Source organism: Pseudomonas sp. 6D_7.1_Bac1, assembly GCF_025465945.1.
Lineage (GTDB): Bacteria > Pseudomonadota > Gammaproteobacteria > Pseudomonadales > Pseudomonadaceae > Aquipseudomonas.
Genome location: NZ_JANLNW010000006.1, coordinates 196827 through 211757, shown reverse-complemented (window position 1 = coordinate 211757; position 14931 = coordinate 196827). Strand labels below are relative to the sequence as shown.

At 58.7% G+C, this 14931-nt stretch carries 15 protein-coding genes; 12 read left to right on the top strand and 3 right to left on the bottom strand.

Features of this window, described 5'->3' with window-relative positions; genetic code table 11:
• Window positions 1–105 precede the first annotated feature (105 nt).
• Both NTD87_RS02285 and NTD87_RS02280 read right to left on the bottom strand, forming a co-directional pair.
• Entirely contained in the window at window positions 106–1326 is a 1221-nt protein-coding gene (locus NTD87_RS02285; protein ID WP_262111580.1) for a CaiB/BaiF CoA transferase family protein, read from the bottom strand.
• 13 nt (window positions 1327–1339) lie between these two features.
• Window positions 1340–2521 carry an acyl-CoA dehydrogenase gene (locus NTD87_RS02280; protein ID WP_262111579.1) on the bottom strand — a complete coding sequence of 394 codons (1182 nt, stop codon included), beginning with the start codon at window positions 2519–2521 and terminating at the stop codon, window positions 1340–1342.
• 157 nt (window positions 2522–2678) lie between these two features.
• Between NTD87_RS02280 and NTD87_RS02275 the strand changes: the two genes are divergently transcribed.
• The 11 genes from NTD87_RS02275 (at window position 2679) to NTD87_RS02225 (ending at window position 12834) form a co-directional block, all read left to right on the top strand.
• Window positions 2679–3599, top strand: coding sequence for a LysR family transcriptional regulator (locus NTD87_RS02275; RefSeq protein ID WP_262111578.1), 921 nt, complete (start codon window positions 2679–2681; stop codon window positions 3597–3599).
• A 430-nt stretch (window positions 3600–4029) separates the two neighbouring features.
• Complete coding sequence (locus NTD87_RS02270) at window positions 4030–5151, top strand: Re/Si-specific NAD(P)(+) transhydrogenase subunit alpha (protein WP_262111576.1); 1122 nt, start codon at window positions 4030–4032, stop codon at window positions 5149–5151.
• 15 nt (window positions 5152–5166) lie between these two features.
• Window positions 5167–5490, top strand: coding sequence for an NAD(P) transhydrogenase subunit alpha (locus NTD87_RS02265; protein WP_003187010.1), 324 nt, complete (start codon window positions 5167–5169; stop codon window positions 5488–5490).
• On the top strand, window positions 5490–6926 hold the full coding sequence (locus tag NTD87_RS02260; protein WP_262111575.1) for an NAD(P)(+) transhydrogenase (Re/Si-specific) subunit beta: 1437 nt from the start codon (window positions 5490–5492) through the stop codon (window positions 6924–6926). Before NTD87_RS02265 ends, NTD87_RS02260 begins: the two co-directional genes overlap by 1 nt.
• A 181-nt stretch (window positions 6927–7107) precedes the next feature.
• Window positions 7108–8601 (top strand): acetyl-CoA hydrolase/transferase family protein, encoded by a 1494-nt coding sequence (locus tag NTD87_RS02255; protein ID WP_262111574.1) that lies wholly within the window; start codon window positions 7108–7110, stop codon window positions 8599–8601.
• 319 nt (window positions 8602–8920) lie between these two features.
• A complete protein-coding gene (locus NTD87_RS02250) occupies window positions 8921–9136 on the top strand; it encodes a DUF1127 domain-containing protein (protein WP_262111573.1) in 216 nt (71 codons plus the stop codon).
• Window positions 9137–9405: 269 nt separating this feature from the next.
• On the top strand, window positions 9406–9615 hold the full coding sequence (locus NTD87_RS02245) for a DUF1127 domain-containing protein (protein ID WP_262111571.1): 210 nt from the start codon (window positions 9406–9408) through the stop codon (window positions 9613–9615).
• Window positions 9616–9795: 180 nt separating this feature from the next.
• Window positions 9796–10113: a DUF2388 domain-containing protein gene (locus NTD87_RS02240; RefSeq protein WP_262111569.1), complete on the top strand. Its 318-nt coding sequence runs from the start codon at window positions 9796–9798 to the stop codon at window positions 10111–10113.
• Between the two features lie 106 nt (window positions 10114–10219).
• Entirely contained in the window at window positions 10220–10528 is a 309-nt protein-coding gene (locus tag NTD87_RS02235) for a DUF2388 domain-containing protein (RefSeq protein ID WP_262111568.1), read from the top strand.
• Window positions 10529–10555: 27 nt separating this feature from the next.
• Window positions 10556–10876, top strand: coding sequence for a DUF2388 domain-containing protein (locus tag NTD87_RS02230; RefSeq protein ID WP_262111566.1), 321 nt, complete (start codon window positions 10556–10558; stop codon window positions 10874–10876).
• On the top strand, window positions 10873–12834 hold the full coding sequence (locus NTD87_RS02225) for a DUF4105 domain-containing protein (protein WP_262111564.1): 1962 nt from the start codon (window positions 10873–10875) through the stop codon (window positions 12832–12834). Before NTD87_RS02230 ends, NTD87_RS02225 begins: the two co-directional genes overlap by 4 nt.
• Before the next feature lie 29 nt (window positions 12835–12863).
• On the opposite strand, the gene NTD87_RS02220 is transcribed toward NTD87_RS02225, so the two are convergent.
• Window positions 12864–13265: a GFA family protein gene (locus NTD87_RS02220; protein WP_262111562.1), complete on the bottom strand. Its 402-nt coding sequence runs from the start codon at window positions 13263–13265 to the stop codon at window positions 12864–12866.
• Window positions 13266–13609: 344 nt separating this feature from the next.
• Between NTD87_RS02220 and NTD87_RS02215 the strand changes: the two genes are divergently transcribed.
• Window positions 13610–14917 carry a CitMHS family transporter gene (locus NTD87_RS02215; RefSeq protein WP_262111561.1) on the top strand — a complete coding sequence of 436 codons (1308 nt, stop codon included), beginning with the start codon at window positions 13610–13612 and terminating at the stop codon, window positions 14915–14917.
• Window positions 14918–14931: the final 14 nt, after the last annotated feature.

Here is a 14931-nt window from a genome sequence, read left to right as displayed (position 1 = left end):
CACTTAATTTTGCTTTTCTATCAATGAGTTGCAGAAAGCCCAAAAAACGGTGTTTCCCCCTCTATATAGGAAGGGGAAAACACCGCCTCTATATAGAAGGAATCCTCAGAGCACTCCAGCCTCTTTAAAAGCAGCAACCGCGGCAGCCTCAAGACCCAACACACGCTGCAGCACCTCAAGCGTGTGCTCACCTAACAGAGGAGGGGCACTGCGGTACTCCACTGGCGTCTCAGACAAGCGAATAGGACTGGCAACCTGCGGCACCAATCCAGCCAACGCATGAGGAAGCTCGATCGCCAAGCCACGCGCCTTAACCTGCGGATCGGCAAACACCTGCGATAGATCATTGATCGGCCCGCACGGCACACCCGCCTGTTCCAGCTGCGCCACCCACTCGACAGTAGTCTTGAAGACCGTTGCCTGGCGAATCAGCGGAATCAGTACCGCACGATTCGCAACCCGCAGCTTGTTCGTCGCAAAGCGAGGATCATCCGCCCACTGCGGCTGACCAGCCACTTGCGCAAACTTGCGAAATTGCCCGTCATTACCCACCGTCAGAATGAAGCCACCATCCGCCGTCGGGAAGTCCTGGTAGGGAACGATGTTCGGGTGAGCGTTACCCAAGCGCTTGGGAGCAATGCCGGTAGTCAGGTAATTCATCGCCTGGTTAGCCAGGCACGCCACCTGAACGTCCAACAGCGCCATGTCAATGTGCTGACCACCACCCTCATGCTCCCGATGAGCCAGCGCCGCCAGGATCGCGACCGTCGAGTAGAGCCCTGTCAGAATATCCGTCAGCGCCACGCCGACTTTCACCGGCCCGGCACCCTCATCACCTTCAGGGCGACCGGTCAGGCTCATCAAGCCACCCAGGCCCTGGATCATGAAGTCATAGCCTGCGCGCTTGGCATAAGGACCGGTCTGGCCGAAGCCAGTGATCGAGCAATAGATCAGATCAGGGTTAATCGCCTTGAGCGATTCATAGTCCAGCCCATAGGCCGCCAAACCACCGACCTTGAAGTTCTCGATCAGGATGTCGGACTTGGCCGCCAACTCACGAACCAAACGCTGACCTTCGGCTTGAGTAAAGTCGATGGTCACCGACTGCTTGTTGCGATTGGCCGACAAGTAATAAGCCGCCTCGCTGGTGTTCTCGCCGTAAGCGTCCTTAAGAAAGGGCGGCCCCCAGGCGCGAGTGTCATCGCCATTGCCCGGGCGCTCGACCTTTATAACCTCGGCGCCGAGATCCGCGAGGATCTGCCCGGCCCAAGGCCCGGCCAATACTCGCGATAAATCCAGTACCCGCAAATGCGATAACGCACCCATGGCCGCTCTCCTATTAATAGAACGCCTGGAGACCGGTCTGCGCGCGACCCAGGATCAGCGCATGAACGTCGTGAGTCCCTTCGTAGGTGTTTACCACCTCAAGGTTGACCAGGTGACGCGCAACACCGAACTCGTCGGAGATGCCATTACCACCCAACATATCGCACGCCATACGGGCGATGTCCAACGACTTGCCGCAAGAGTTGCGCTTCATCATCGAGGTAATTTCGACGGCAGCGGTGCCTTCATCTTTCATACGCCCCAGACGCAGGCAACTTTGCAGGGCCAGGGTAATTTCAGTCTGCATGTCCGCCAGTTTTTTCTGGATCAACTGGGTGGCTGCCAATGGCCGGCCAAACTGCTGACGGTCCAGGGTGTATTGGCGGGCGGTATGCCAGCAGAATTCGGCCGCCCCCAGAGCGCCCCAGGCGATGCCATAACGTGCAGAGTTAAGGCAGGTAAAAGGGCCTTTCAAACCACGGACATCCGGGAAGATGTTCTCTTCGGGAACGAATACGTTGTCCATCACGATCTCGCCAGTGATGGAGGCACGTAGACCAACCTTGCCGTGGATCGCCGGAGCGCTCAGGCCTTTCCAGCCTTTTTCCAGAACGAAGCCACGGATATCGCCAGCGTCATCCTTGCCCCACACCACAAATACGTCAGCGATCGGGCTGTTGGTGATCCACATCTTGTTGCCGGTCAGGCTGTAGCCGCCTTCCACTTTGCGCGCACGAGTGATCATCGAACCCGGATCGGAACCATGGTTCGGCTCGGTCAGACCGAAGCAACCGATCCACTCACCAGTAGCCAGCTTCGGCAGGTATTTCTGTTTCTGGGCTTCGGTACCAAACTCATTGATCGGCACCATGACCAGAGACGACTGCACACTCATCATCGAGCGATAACCGGAGTCAACACGCTCGACCTCACGGGCAATCAGACCGTAGCTGACGTAATTCAGACCGCTGCCGCCGTACTGCTCAGGAATGGTCGCACCCAGCAGACCGATCTCGCCCATTTCGCGGAAGATCGCCGGATCGGTTTTCTCATGACGGAACGCTTCCAGAACACGCGGCGCCAGTTTGTCCTGAGCAAACTGAGCGGCGGTGTCGCGCACCATGCGCTCTTCTTCAGTGAGCTGTTGATCCAGCAGCAGGGGATCGATCCAGTTGAAGCTAGCTTTACCGGCCATGAGAGAGTCCTCGCGAAGTAGGTCAAATATCGTGGACTGATCCTAGGCGCCGTTGCCGTATTGGGCAAACGAGGATTTTGCATACTGTTGTGCTAATTTCTCACTCCGTAATGGCCTTAAATGGCATCTATGCAAACTATTAGTGAGGTTGCCGTACATGCGCAGGAAGATACCCAGCACTGCCGCGCTGATCAGTTTCGAAGCGGCAGCCCGCCATGAGAGCTTTACCAAGGCCGCTCAAGAGCTATCGCTGACCCAAGGCGCGATATGCCGACAGATCGCCAGCCTGGAGGAGTTCCTCAGCGTCGAACTGTTCCGACGCTCACGACGCGGAGTGAAGCTGACCGAAGCAGGGCTTTCCTACAGTCGGCGCGTTGCAACCCAACTGGACGCCGTTGAACGGGACACGCTGTCGGTGATGGGCCAGCAGGGCGCCAACGTCATCGAGCTGGCGGTTGTGCCAACCTTCGGCACTCAATGGCTGTTGCCACGACTCAAGGACTTCCAGCAGCAACACCCGGAAGTCACGGTCAACCTGACCAACCGCACACGACCCTTTCTGTTTGCCGACACCGACTTTGACGCGGCGATCTACTTTGGTGACGCCGATTGGTCCGGCACCGAATCCCACAGGCTGATGGGCGAGAATCCGATGCCGGTGTGCAGCCCGACACTCATCGGTGATCGCACACACCTCAGCGCCGAAGTCATTGCCGACCTGCCGCTGCTGCAACAGACCACGCGCCCTTATGCCTGGCGCCAGTGGTTCGACTCACAGAGCCTGAATGTCCCCCGCGACATGACAGGTCCGCGTTACGAGCTATTCTCCATGCTGGCTCAAGCAGCGATGCATGACATGGGCATCGCTCTGATCCCTCCATTCCTGATTCAGCGCGAGTTGGCGGAGAAACGACTGGTGATTGCCAACCCTCAGGCACTGTCGAGCATCAAGGCTTATTACCTGATGATTCCTGACCGAAAGGTCGAATCAGCTTCTCTACGCGCATTTCGCGATTGGCTGGTCAACCAGGCACACAGCTACAACCTAGAGGGGCAGGGCTTATCCATCACTTGTTGACCCCGTAGTCAGCAAAACAAAAGCACTACAGATATAACTAATTGTCGCATTTAAGCAGACTGTATCCACGGGAGGCACAATCGTCCCACAAGCGCCTAACGACGTGGCTTTGAGGTGCTGATTCAAAGCAATGCTGCGTCATTCACAGCGCCGATGTGTAAATTCTTGAATTTCGGCAAAAACCCTTACAAGGCACGGCTTACAAGGGATTGAAGCGGTTACTTGCGACATTCGGTCACGGGGTGACTTGTAGTTAATTTTCCGTCACCCGTCATAATCCCTTGAAGGCCACAAAGTTCGCCTGCAAAATGCCGCGCCCCGCCCGAAATACGGCGGGATCGTGCTGATCGGCCGCCCCAGCCGCACCCTCCGCAGTGCGCTGGCCATCTAAGAAAGATCGAAAGCAATAAGATCAAGCAGGAGATTTGACGTGCACATTGGTGTTCCTCTCGAAACCCAGACCGGTGAAACGCGGGTTGCTGCAACCCCGGAAACCATCAAGAAACTGATCGGCCAGGGTCATAAGGTCACTGTGCAAAGCGGCGCCGGCATTAATGCCAGCGTTGTCGACAGTGCTTATGAAGCGGCAGGCGCAATGATTGGCAGCGCCAACGATGCATTTGGCGCAGAGCTGATTCTCAAGGTCGTCGCCCCCAGCGACAGCGAACTGACCCTGATCAAACGCGGCACCGTGCTGGTCGGCATGCTCAACCCGTTCAGCAATGAGACCATTGCCAAACTGGCCGAGTGCGGCATTACCGCGTTCTCCCTGGAAGCGGCGCCGCGCACCTCCCGCGCGCAAAGCCTTGATGTGCTGTCCTCGCAAGCCAACATTGCCGGCTATAAAGCCGTGCTGTTGGCCGCCCATCACTATCCGCGCTTCATGCCGATGTTGATGACGGCAGCAGGCACTGTGAAGGCCGCTCGCGTGCTGATCCTTGGCGCCGGTGTGGCAGGCTTGCAGGCGATTGCTACCGCCAAACGTCTGGGCGCGGTGATTGAAGCGTCCGACGTGCGTCCGGCCGTGAAGGAACAGATCGAATCCCTTGGCGCCAAGTTTGTCGACGTCCCGTACGAGACCGATGAAGAACGCGAATGTGCCGTCGGTGTCGGCGGTTACGCACGCCCCATGCCGGCCAGTTGGATGCAACGTCAGGCCCTGGCCGTGCACGAGCGCGCCAAGCAAGCCGACATCGTCATCACCACCGCACTGATTCCTGGCCGCAAGGCACCGGTATTGCTGAGCGCTGAAACCGTGGCGCAGATGAAACCAGGTTCGGTGGTCATCGACCTGGCAGCCGCGCAGGGCGGCAACTGCCCACTGACCGTGGCCGATCAGGTGATCGTCGCTCATGGTGTGACCATTGCTGGCCCAACCAACCTGGCAGCCCAGGTCGGTGCAGACGCCTCAGCGCTGTACGCCCGTAACCTGCTGGACTTCCTGAAGCTGGTCTTCACACCCGAAGGCCAATTCCAGATCAACCTAGAAGACGACATCGTCGCTGCGTGCCTGATGTGCCGCGACGGCCAAGTCATCCGCAAAAACGCCTAAGCAGGGATTCAGACGATGGAAGAGCTTATCTCCCCCGGTATCTACAACCTGATCATCTTCGTGCTGGCGATTTATGTCGGTTATCACGTGGTCTGGAACGTTACACCCGCACTGCACACACCGCTGATGGCGGTAACCAACGCCATTTCGGCGATCGTGATCGTCGGCGCCATGCTGGCGGCGGCACTGACCGTGACGCCGCTGGGCAAGACCATGGGCACCCTCGCGGTGGCTTTGGCTGCGGTCAACGTGTTCGGTGGCTTCCTGGTCACTCGCAGGATGCTTGAGATGTTCAAGAAAAAAGCCCCGAAAGCCGTAAAAGAAGAGGCGCCTAAGTAATGAGCATGAATCTCGTAACGACGCTCTACTTGATCGCGTCGATCTGCTTCATCCAGGCCCTGAAGGGTTTGTCGCACCCGACCTCGTCGCGACGCGGCAATGTGTACGGCATGCTCGGCATGGCGCTGGCCATCGTCACCACCGTCGGACTGGTGTTCAAACTCGGCTCTGAGTTGGCCACTGCCGGTATCGGCTACGTGATCGTCGGCCTGCTGATCGGCGGAACCGCCGGTTCGATCATGGCCAAACGCGTTGAAATGACCAAGATGCCGGAACTGGTCGCCTTCATGCACAGCATGATCGGTATGGCCGCCGTGTTCATCGCCATCGCCGCCGTGGTCGAGCCGCAATCGCTGGGCATCGTCAAACAACTGGGTGATTCGATTCCTGCCGGTAACCGTCTGGAACTGTTCCTGGGCGCGGCCATCGGTGCCATTACCTTCTCCGGTTCGGTGATTGCGTTCGGCAAACTGTCGGGTAAGTACAAGTTCCGCCTGTTCCAGGGCGCACCGGTACAGTTCGGCGGCCAACACAAAATCAACCTGCTGTTGGGTCTGGCGACATTGGGTCTGGGCATCACCTTTATGATGACCGGCAACCTCGGCGCCTTCGCCCTGATGCTGGCCCTGGCCTTCGTACTCGGTGTGCTGATCATCATCCCGATCGGTGGCGCCGACATGCCGGTGGTGGTCTCGATGCTCAACAGCTACTCCGGCTGGGCAGCGGCGGGTATCGGCTTCTCGCTGAACAACTCGATGCTGATCATTGCCGGTTCCTTGGTCGGTTCGTCCGGTGCGATCCTCTCCTACATCATGTGCAAGGCGATGAACCGTTCGTTCTTCAACGTACTGCTCGGTGGCTTCGGCAACCATGCAGACGCGGCTGGCCCGGCTGGCTCGAAAGAAGCCCGCCCGGTGAAATCCGGTTCGGCAGACGATGCGACGTTCCTGCTGACCAACGCCGACACCGTGATCATCGTTCCAGGCTACGGCCTGGCGGTAGCTCGGGCACAACATGCGCTTAAAGAGCTGACCGAGAAGCTGACCCACCGTGGCGTAACCGTGAAGTATGCGATCCACCCGGTAGCCGGTCGTATGCCCGGCCACATGAACGTCCTGCTGGCCGAGGCCGAAGTGCCTTACGACCAGGTGTTCGAGATGGAAGACATCAACTCCGAATTCGGTCAGGCCGACGTGGTGCTGGTGCTCGGTGCCAACGACGTGGTCAACCCGGCAGCGAAGAACGATCCGAAGTCGCCCATCGCCGGTATGCCGATTCTCGAAGCCTTCAAGGCCAAGACCATCATCGTCAATAAACGCTCGATGGCCAGCGGCTATGCCGGTCTGGACAACGAACTGTTCTACCTGGACAAAACCATGATGGTCTTCGGCGACGCCAAGAAAGTCATCGAAGACATGGTTAAAGCCGTCGAATAAAGACTGCGCAAGCAGCAATACCGAAAAACCCTGGCCTTAGTAGGCTGGGGTTTTTTATTGCCGGCTAAAACCCGACCAAAGGCTCTAAATCAGAGGCCGGCATTCGACCATGGTCGCGGGGCGAATTTTTTTGAAATCACTAGACTGCGCATCTTGCTTCCGTTGCCCGAGATAACAATCCATGTACCGTGATCGTATCCGCTTGCCTTCGTTGTTGGATAAGGTAATGAGCGCCGCTGACGCTGCCGCTCTGATTCAGGACGGCATGACCGTCGGCATGAGCGGGTTCACCCGCGCCGGCGAAGCCAAAGCCGTGCCCCATGCACTGGCCGAGCGCGCCAAGGTCACGCCGCTGAAAATCAGCCTGATGACCGGTGCCAGCCTGGGCAACGACCTCGACAAACAGTTGACCGAAGCCGGGGTGCTGGCCCGCCGCATGCCGTTTCAGGTCGACAGCACACTGCGCAAGGCGATCAACGCTGGCGAGGTGATGTTCATTGACCAACACCTGTCGGAAACCGTGGAGCAACTGCGCAACCAGCAACTCAAGCTGCCGGACATCGCGGTGATTGAAGCCGTGGCGATCACAGAGCTTGGCCATATCGTGCCTACCACCTCGGTCGGCAACTCGGCCAGCTTCGCGATTTTCGCCAAACACGTGATCGTCGAGATCAACCTGGCGCACAATCCGAATCTGGAAGGTCTGCACGACATCTATATCCCGACCTACCGTCCGACCCGCACGCCGATTCCGCTGGTCAAGGTCGACGACCGCATCGGCAGTACCGCGATCCCGATACCACCGGAAAAGATCGTCGCCATCGTCATCACCAACCAGTCCGACTCGCCGTCCACGGTGTTACCGCCAGACAGCGACACCCAGGCCATCGCCGATCACCTGATCGACTTCTTCAAGCAGGAAGTAGCTGCCGGGCGCATGACCAACAAGCTCGGCCCGCTGCAGGCGGGTATCGGCAGCATCGCCAACTCGGTGATGTGCGGGCTGATCGACTCGCCGTTCGAAGACCTGACCATGTACTCCGAAGTCCTGCAGGACTCGACCTTCGACCTGATCGATGCCGGGAAACTGAGCTTCGCTTCGGGCAGCTCGATCACCCTGTCGAGCCGACGCAATGCCGATGTGTTCGGCAATCTTGCGCGCTACAAGGACAAACTGGTGCTGCGCCCGCAGGAGATCTCCAACCACCCCGAAGTGGTTCGTCGCCTGGGCATCATCGGCATCAACACGGCGCTGGAGTTCGACCTGTACGGCAACGTCAACTCCACCCACGTCTGCGGTACGCGGATGATGAATGGCATCGGCGGCTCCGGCGACTTCGCCCGCAACGCGCACCTGGCGATCTTCGTCACCAAGTCGATTGCCAAGGGCGGGGCGATTTCCAGTGTGGTGCCGATGGTTAGCCACGTTGACCATACCGAGCATGACGTCGACATCCTGGTGACCGAGATCGGCTTGGCCGACTTGCGTGGCCTGGCACCACGGGAGCGGGCGCGGGTGGTGATCGACAACTGTGTGCACCCGGACTACCGCGAAGCGTTGAATACCTACTTCGAGGCGGCCTGCGCCGTCGGCGGACACACCCCGCACATCCTGCGCGACGCCCTCAGTTGGCACATCAACCTGGAAGAAACCGGCAGAATGCTCGCCGTGTGATTGATACAGATGGCAGCTGGCGCAAACACACTTTCGTCAGCTTGCCATCGCCAATCAAATATCTTGCAGAAACTGTACTGCTGTACCGGTCATTTCCTACCGTAATTACCTACACTTTCAAGCCAAACACCTAAAAACGCACCATTACAGTGCCGACAGGTACAGTTGCCTCATTTCCGAGCAGTACAGCACCTATTAACAGTTAACTGGTCCCTCACAATACAGGTGAACTGTATCTAGAGAGACTGGCCAAACGAGAGGATCATTGGCATCAGTTAAACCACTACCTAATCCCGCCATAAGCGGAAGGATGTCAACCATGGAACGTACACTCAGTTCCGAACTGTTCTTCGAAGACAACGCTGCAAAATCCCAGGCTGCTATGCCTCTTCGCGTTATCGCCAACCTGATGCTGTGGCAGCGCCGCATCTCCAGCCGCCATCAACTGGCTCGTCTGGATTCGCGTCTGCTGGCTGACGCCGGGATTAGCGAAGCACAACGCTACGAAGAGCTGAGCAAGCCGTTCTGGCGCTAAGTTAGCGTCGCTGGCCCTGACCCACCGGGTCCACCGCCAGCACCCCGAATTGAATACACAAAACCCGTCGTGGGAAACCGCGACGGGTTTTGTCGTTTCAGGGTTGAAAAACGGCTGGTACAGAAGGGCAATCAGACACAGGTACAGTTTAAATAAATCTACAACTGAACCAGTACAATTTAACGCTGGTGTAGCTGCTCTAGCGACTGCGAAGCGACCAACATGGTGTCCCAAGGCTGTTCAATCGGCCTCTCCGCGAGGAATACACCATGAATCGGTTACTTGATACTTCGCTCCCGCGTACTCGCCGACCTTCGTTACTCACACTCGTGATCCGACTGATCACCGCTACCGGTCGAAGCATGGAAAGAGCCCGCACCCGGCGCGTGCTGGCGCAACTTAATGAACAGCAGCTGTCTGACGTAGGTATCAGCCACTCTGATCGACTGGTCGAACTGGATAAACCTTTTTGGCGCTAACTGTGTCTAGATGGGGTGACAGGGCTATTCGAACGGTTGGACAACGGCCTAATATCCGAAGACAACGTGGCGAGCCCCGCGCAGGGTACGTCTGATCTCTCAGACGTTACGCATCACGCAGTGGCTGCCCGACGTTATTCTTGGCGTCACTATTTATGGTTTATTCACAGGAGTTATCCCATGTCCCGTCTTCGTCTGCTCAGCGCTGCAGCCCTGCTGGCCGTGGCTGCCAATTCGCATGCCTCCAGCTTCATTATCACCACTGACACTGTCGTCGGTGCACTCAAGGACAGCTCCGACGCCACAACCAACCTCTCGTCTTCGCTGCGGGACAAGAAGATCGTTCGCGCCGCCCGTGATGACGCGGCCAGTTTCGTGGCCAGCGAAGGCGCGATCCGTGGCGTCCGCCTGGAAAGTGCTCTCGACTACATCCACACACAGGCTCCAGAGTTGAAAGCCACTGACGCACAACTGGCTCAAGCCATTCTGGCCATCTGATCGACGTCGGAAAACGGGGCTCTCACCGAGTGCCTCGTTTCCTCAGCGCTGGCTCTGGCCCGGGCATTGCGCTAGCCTTGACGCTCGTTTCCAGTCGTCGAGTCTCATGCGTTTTCTTTCAAAACCGTTCATCGCCCTCCTGTTTATCTCCACCTGCTGGATCAGCCCGGCCCATGCCCTGGACCTGTCCACGCAGAACCTCGTCGTCACCACGTATGCGACAAGCAAGGTGACCTCCGCGCCCTTCGACCATAAACTGCTGCTCGCCGCTCACGATGAAGCGGCAGCGTTCATAGCCAGTGATGGTCAACTGCGAGGAGCGCAACTGGAGTCCGCCCTGGTTTACCTGCGTCAGACCCAGCCAAAACTTCACGCCAGTGACCTTGAACTGGCGCAGGCAATTCTCGTCCAATAGTTATCCCTGTTCTTCCGGAGTCGTTTCATGCGTAGCCCGCTGATTGCTGCCACCCTTGGTCTGTTGCTGTTGGTCGACGTGGCCCAGGCACACACCCTGGAGGCCACCAGTAACATGATCATCCGCGCCTCCCAGCGCACGCTCGATTTCACCTCCGACACCACCACCTCGATTCGTGACCTGAAAGTCGTGCGCGAAGCCCATGATGACGCGGCCAGTTTCGTCGCCACCAATGGTGATATCCGCGGTGCGCATCTGGAGGCCGCCTTCGACACCTTGCGCACCCGCGTGCCGGAAGCTCGCGACGCCAGTGATCAGGTACTCGCCGAAGCCATCCTCGCACTGTGAGAACACTAGCCACCTGGCTGTTGACCGCGACCCTGTTGCTGCTCGGCAGCACGGCTCAGGCCAGCCTGCAATTACACCTCATCACCGACGGTTTGAGTCCGGCAGAGCAACAGGCCAGCCAGGCGCTGCTGGATGAAGCGATGCAGGCACTGCCGCCACGTTTTATCGAGCAACTGGACCGCAGCATCGATGTCGGCTGGACCACCAACATGCCCGACAACGCCTACGGAGAGGCGTCTCTGGTGTCTGAGCTGGGCCTCAATCGCAACCTGCTCAAGGGGTTGGTCGACGGCAGCGCAGCCACTCAAAAAACCAATCGTCCCCACGGCACCGTACGCCGCGAAATGCTCGCCACGGTGCTGCATGAACTCACGCATATTTATGACCGTGCGCGCTTGTGGAGCAGTGCCGAGCGTTTACTGATCCAACGCTGTACGCGACAGAGCAACAGTTCGGGTCTGGTCGGCATTCCCGATCAGTGCCGTGGTCAGACTGACCGTCGCTTCACCTTGAGCGATGATCCGCGCCTGCTGGACCTTGCCGGCTGGCCGCAATACGTCGGCCGTCGCGGTGAGCGCGAACAGCACAACCGTCAGATCGCCCGCAGCCCGGACCTCTACGAGACGAGCAGCCCCAAGGAGTTCGTCGCGGTCAACATGGAGTACTTCCTCCTCGACCCGAGTTACGCCTGCCGCCGTCCGGCGCTGTATCGCTATTACCAGGAACACTTCGGCTGGGCTCCGCCAGCCAAAGAAAATTGCACGCAATCCTTTGCCTTCCTGAACGCCGGTAACGACTTCGCCAAACAACCCCTGGGCCAGGTCGATCCGGAGCGGGTCTACGCCGTCGACTACCTGCTGGCCGAGGCCAACCAGAATCTGGTCAGTCGCTGGGGTCACAGCATGTTACGGCTGGTGATCTGTGCACCGGGGCGCCCACGCGGGCCGGACTGTCGACTGGATCTGGAATATTCGCTGGTGCTGTCCTACCGCGCCTTTGTCGGTGACGTACAACTGTCGAGCTGGGATGGTCTGGTCGGAAAGTACCCGTCACGACTGTTCGTGCTGCCACTGTCGCAAGTCATCGACGAATACACCAAGACCGAACTGCGCAGCCTGGCCTCGGTGCCGCTCAATCTGTCGCGCAGTGAAATTGGAGAGTTGGTCGAACACGCCGCCGAGATGCACTGGAGCTACGACGGCAATTACTTCTTCCTGTCCAACAACTGCGCGGTCGAGAGCCTGAAGCTGTTGCGCAGTGGCAGTAACAATCCGCAACTGGTCGGCCTGGACAGCATCATGCCCAACGGCTTGCTGCAAGTGCTCAAGGCCCGTGGGCTGGCGGACACCAGCGTGCTCGACGATCCGCGTGAGGCCTTGCGTCTGGGCTATCGCTTCGACTCGTTCCGCGATCGCTATCAGGCCATGTTCGAGGTGCTTAAAAAGCACCTGCCGATCAAACAGGACAAGGTTGAAGACTGGTTAGCCCTGAGTGCCGCAGAACGCCGCCCGTGGTTTGAACAGGCCGACTTGCGCACCAGCGCGGCTCTGCTGCTGTTGGAGCAAGCCAGTTTCCGCCAGCAATTGCTACTGGCCCAGAATGAAGTGAAACAACGTTACCTCGCTGCCCGCGAGTTGAAAAACGGCGGTATGGACCAGGCCAATCAGACCTTGAAGCAGATTCTCACCAACAGCGGTTTCCTCAGTCGTCCGGCAGAACTGCTCGACAGAGGCGGCTACGGCTTGCCGCAGCCCGATGAATGGAAACGTCTGGAGTCGGAAAGCAGCACGCGGCAAAAAAAATTGCAGGTGTTGACCGGAGATCTGGACAAAGAGGTCAGGGTACTGCTTGAGCCAGGCCGAGCGGCCGAGATCGCGGCGAATGAGGCCAACGTCAAACAATTGGGCGAACACTTGCGAGCGTTGCATAAGGCGGCCGGTGGGCTGGAGTTGCCGTGACGTAAACAGCGTCGCCGGCAAGCCGACACCTACAAGTTCTCCTGCGCCTCACTCGGCAACTGCTCATCCAGATGCAGCCATGGCAATCGGCTGTCAGTCCAGATATGCCGGTCGGCCGGCGCCAACTCTGGATGGTCGAGGGTGGCGACGGTCACGTCGATGCTGTCCGGGCTCAAGTGCGTGGTCAACGCCAGGTGTGCGCCGCAGTTCGAACAGAAATACCGCGTGCAGCTTTCAGAAGAGTCGTACCGCGCCGGGATGCCGGTCAGCCACTGAAACGCCGAACGGGGCAGGGTGATCCAGGTCGTGACCAGGCCACCACTGACCCGCCGGCAAATCGAACAGTGGCAGTGGGCAATGTCACGCAACGGCCCGGCGAATTGATACCGCAGTTTTCCACAATGGCATCCGCCTGAGTGCAGCTGGCTCATTCCGATTCCTCCCGTCCTCAGTTTTAACGCCATCAATCCGCTGTCCTGGCCACTACTTTAGTCCCCGTTCACCCACCTTGAACATCAAGCCCGGTGTTTGCCCAACGAAAGCTGGCTGAAAGCTTTCGCGATTAGGATCGCCCGCACTGCCGGCAACAGACCGGTTGGCCAACACGAACGTTGCAACGTTCGCCCGGCCCAATTAACAACAACAATGGTGATTCTGATGTCCGCTCGTACCCGCCTGTTTGCCCCGACTCCTCCCGTACGCCTCGTGCTTTCCGTTCTGCGCTGACCCCACCCGGTTCGCCATTCCCTAGCCGCGCTACGCCTGGAGTATTCCCATGCTGACTTTCCTTGGCTTTGCCATGGTCATCACGTTCATGTACCTGATCATGACCAAGCGCCTGTCGGCGCTGATCGCCCTGATCATCGTTCCGATCCTGTTCGCCCTGTTCGGTGGCTTTGCGCCGAAGATCGGCCCGATGATGCTCGAAGGCATCACCAAGCTGGCCCCGACCGGGGTGATGCTGATGTTCGCCATTCTCTATTTCGCCTTGATGATCGACTCCGGCCTGTTTGACCCGGCCGTGCGCAAGATCCTCAAACTGGTCAAAGGCGACCCGCTGAAAGTTTCCGTCGGCACCGCCGTGCTGGCCCTGGTGGTTTCCCTGGACGGTGACGGCGCCACCACCTACATGATCTGCGTGGCCGCCATGCTGCCGCTGTACAGCCGCATCGGCATGAGCCCGCGGATCATGGCCGGTCTGATCATCCTCGCCGGTGGTGTGATGAACATGACCCCATGGGGCGGCCCGACTGCCCGTGCCGCCAGTGCGCTGCATGTCGACCCGTCGGACATCTTCGTGCCGATGATTCCGGCCATGCTCGCCGGCGTGGTGGCGATCCTGGCGATTGCCTACCTGTACGGTAAACGTGAGCGTGCGCGTCTGGGTGAATTGCACCTGATCGGCGATGAAATCGACCACAGCGAAATCAGCGTTTCGCAATTCCCGGATGCTCGCCGTCCGAAGCTGATCTGGTTCAACGGCGCCCTGACCCTGGCCCTGATGTGTGCCTTGATCGCCGGCCTGCTGCCACTGCCGGTGCTGTTCATGGTGGCGTTCAGTGTCGCGATGATCGTCAACTACCCATGCCTGCAGCAGCAGAAAGATCGCGTTGCGGCCCATGCCGGCAGCGTCCTGGCGGTGGTCGGGCTGATTTTTGCCGCCGGTATCTTCACCGGCATCCTGACCGGCACCGGCATGGTCGATGCCATGTCGAAAAGCCTGCTGGCCGTGATCCCGGACTTCCTCGGCCCGTACCTGGCTGTGATCACCGCACTGGTGAGCATGCCGTTCACCTTCTTCATGTCCAACGATGCGTTTTATTACGGCGTGCTGCCTGTTCTGGCTGAAGCGGCCAGTCACTACGGCATCACCGCCGTGGAAATGGCGCGCGCCTCGATCGTTGGTCAACCCGTGCACTTGTTGAGCCCGCTGGTTCCTTCCACCTACCTGTTGGTGGCGCTAGCCGGGATCGAATTCGGTGACCACCAACGTTTCACCCTGAAGTGGGCGGTGCTGGTCTGCTTGTGCATACTGGTCGCCGCGTTGCTGATGGGAATTTTTCCGCTGTTCAGCACGCTGTAACAGCATCAACTCAC

Excerpts from the sequence above, each read along its gene's own strand:
- NTD87_RS02285 (WP_262111580.1), bottom strand. The coding sequence starts at position 1,326 with ATGGGTGCGTTATCGCATTTGCGGGTACTGGATTTATCGCGAGTATTG.
- NTD87_RS02280 (WP_262111579.1), bottom strand. The coding sequence starts at position 2,521 with ATGGCCGGTAAAGCTAGCTTCAACTGGATCGATCCCCTGCTGCTGGAT.
- NTD87_RS02275 (WP_262111578.1), top strand. The coding sequence starts at position 2,679 with ATGCGCAGGAAGATACCCAGCACTGCCGCGCTGATCAGTTTCGAAGCG.
- NTD87_RS02265 (WP_003187010.1), top strand. The coding sequence starts at position 5,167 with ATGGAAGAGCTTATCTCCCCCGGTATCTACAACCTGATCATCTTCGTG.
- NTD87_RS02260 (WP_262111575.1), top strand. The coding sequence starts at position 5,490 with ATGAGCATGAATCTCGTAACGACGCTCTACTTGATCGCGTCGATCTGC.
- NTD87_RS02255 (WP_262111574.1), top strand. The coding sequence starts at position 7,108 with ATGTACCGTGATCGTATCCGCTTGCCTTCGTTGTTGGATAAGGTAATG.
- NTD87_RS02250 (WP_262111573.1), top strand. The coding sequence starts at position 8,921 with ATGGAACGTACACTCAGTTCCGAACTGTTCTTCGAAGACAACGCTGCA.
- NTD87_RS02245 (WP_262111571.1), top strand. The coding sequence starts at position 9,406 with ATGAATCGGTTACTTGATACTTCGCTCCCGCGTACTCGCCGACCTTCG.
- NTD87_RS02240 (WP_262111569.1), top strand. The coding sequence starts at position 9,796 with ATGTCCCGTCTTCGTCTGCTCAGCGCTGCAGCCCTGCTGGCCGTGGCT.
- NTD87_RS02235 (WP_262111568.1), top strand. The coding sequence starts at position 10,220 with ATGCGTTTTCTTTCAAAACCGTTCATCGCCCTCCTGTTTATCTCCACC.
- NTD87_RS02230 (WP_262111566.1), top strand. The coding sequence starts at position 10,556 with ATGCGTAGCCCGCTGATTGCTGCCACCCTTGGTCTGTTGCTGTTGGTC.
- NTD87_RS02220 (WP_262111562.1), bottom strand. The coding sequence starts at position 13,265 with ATGAGCCAGCTGCACTCAGGCGGATGCCATTGTGGAAAACTGCGGTAT.
- NTD87_RS02215 (WP_262111561.1), top strand. The coding sequence starts at position 13,610 with ATGCTGACTTTCCTTGGCTTTGCCATGGTCATCACGTTCATGTACCTG.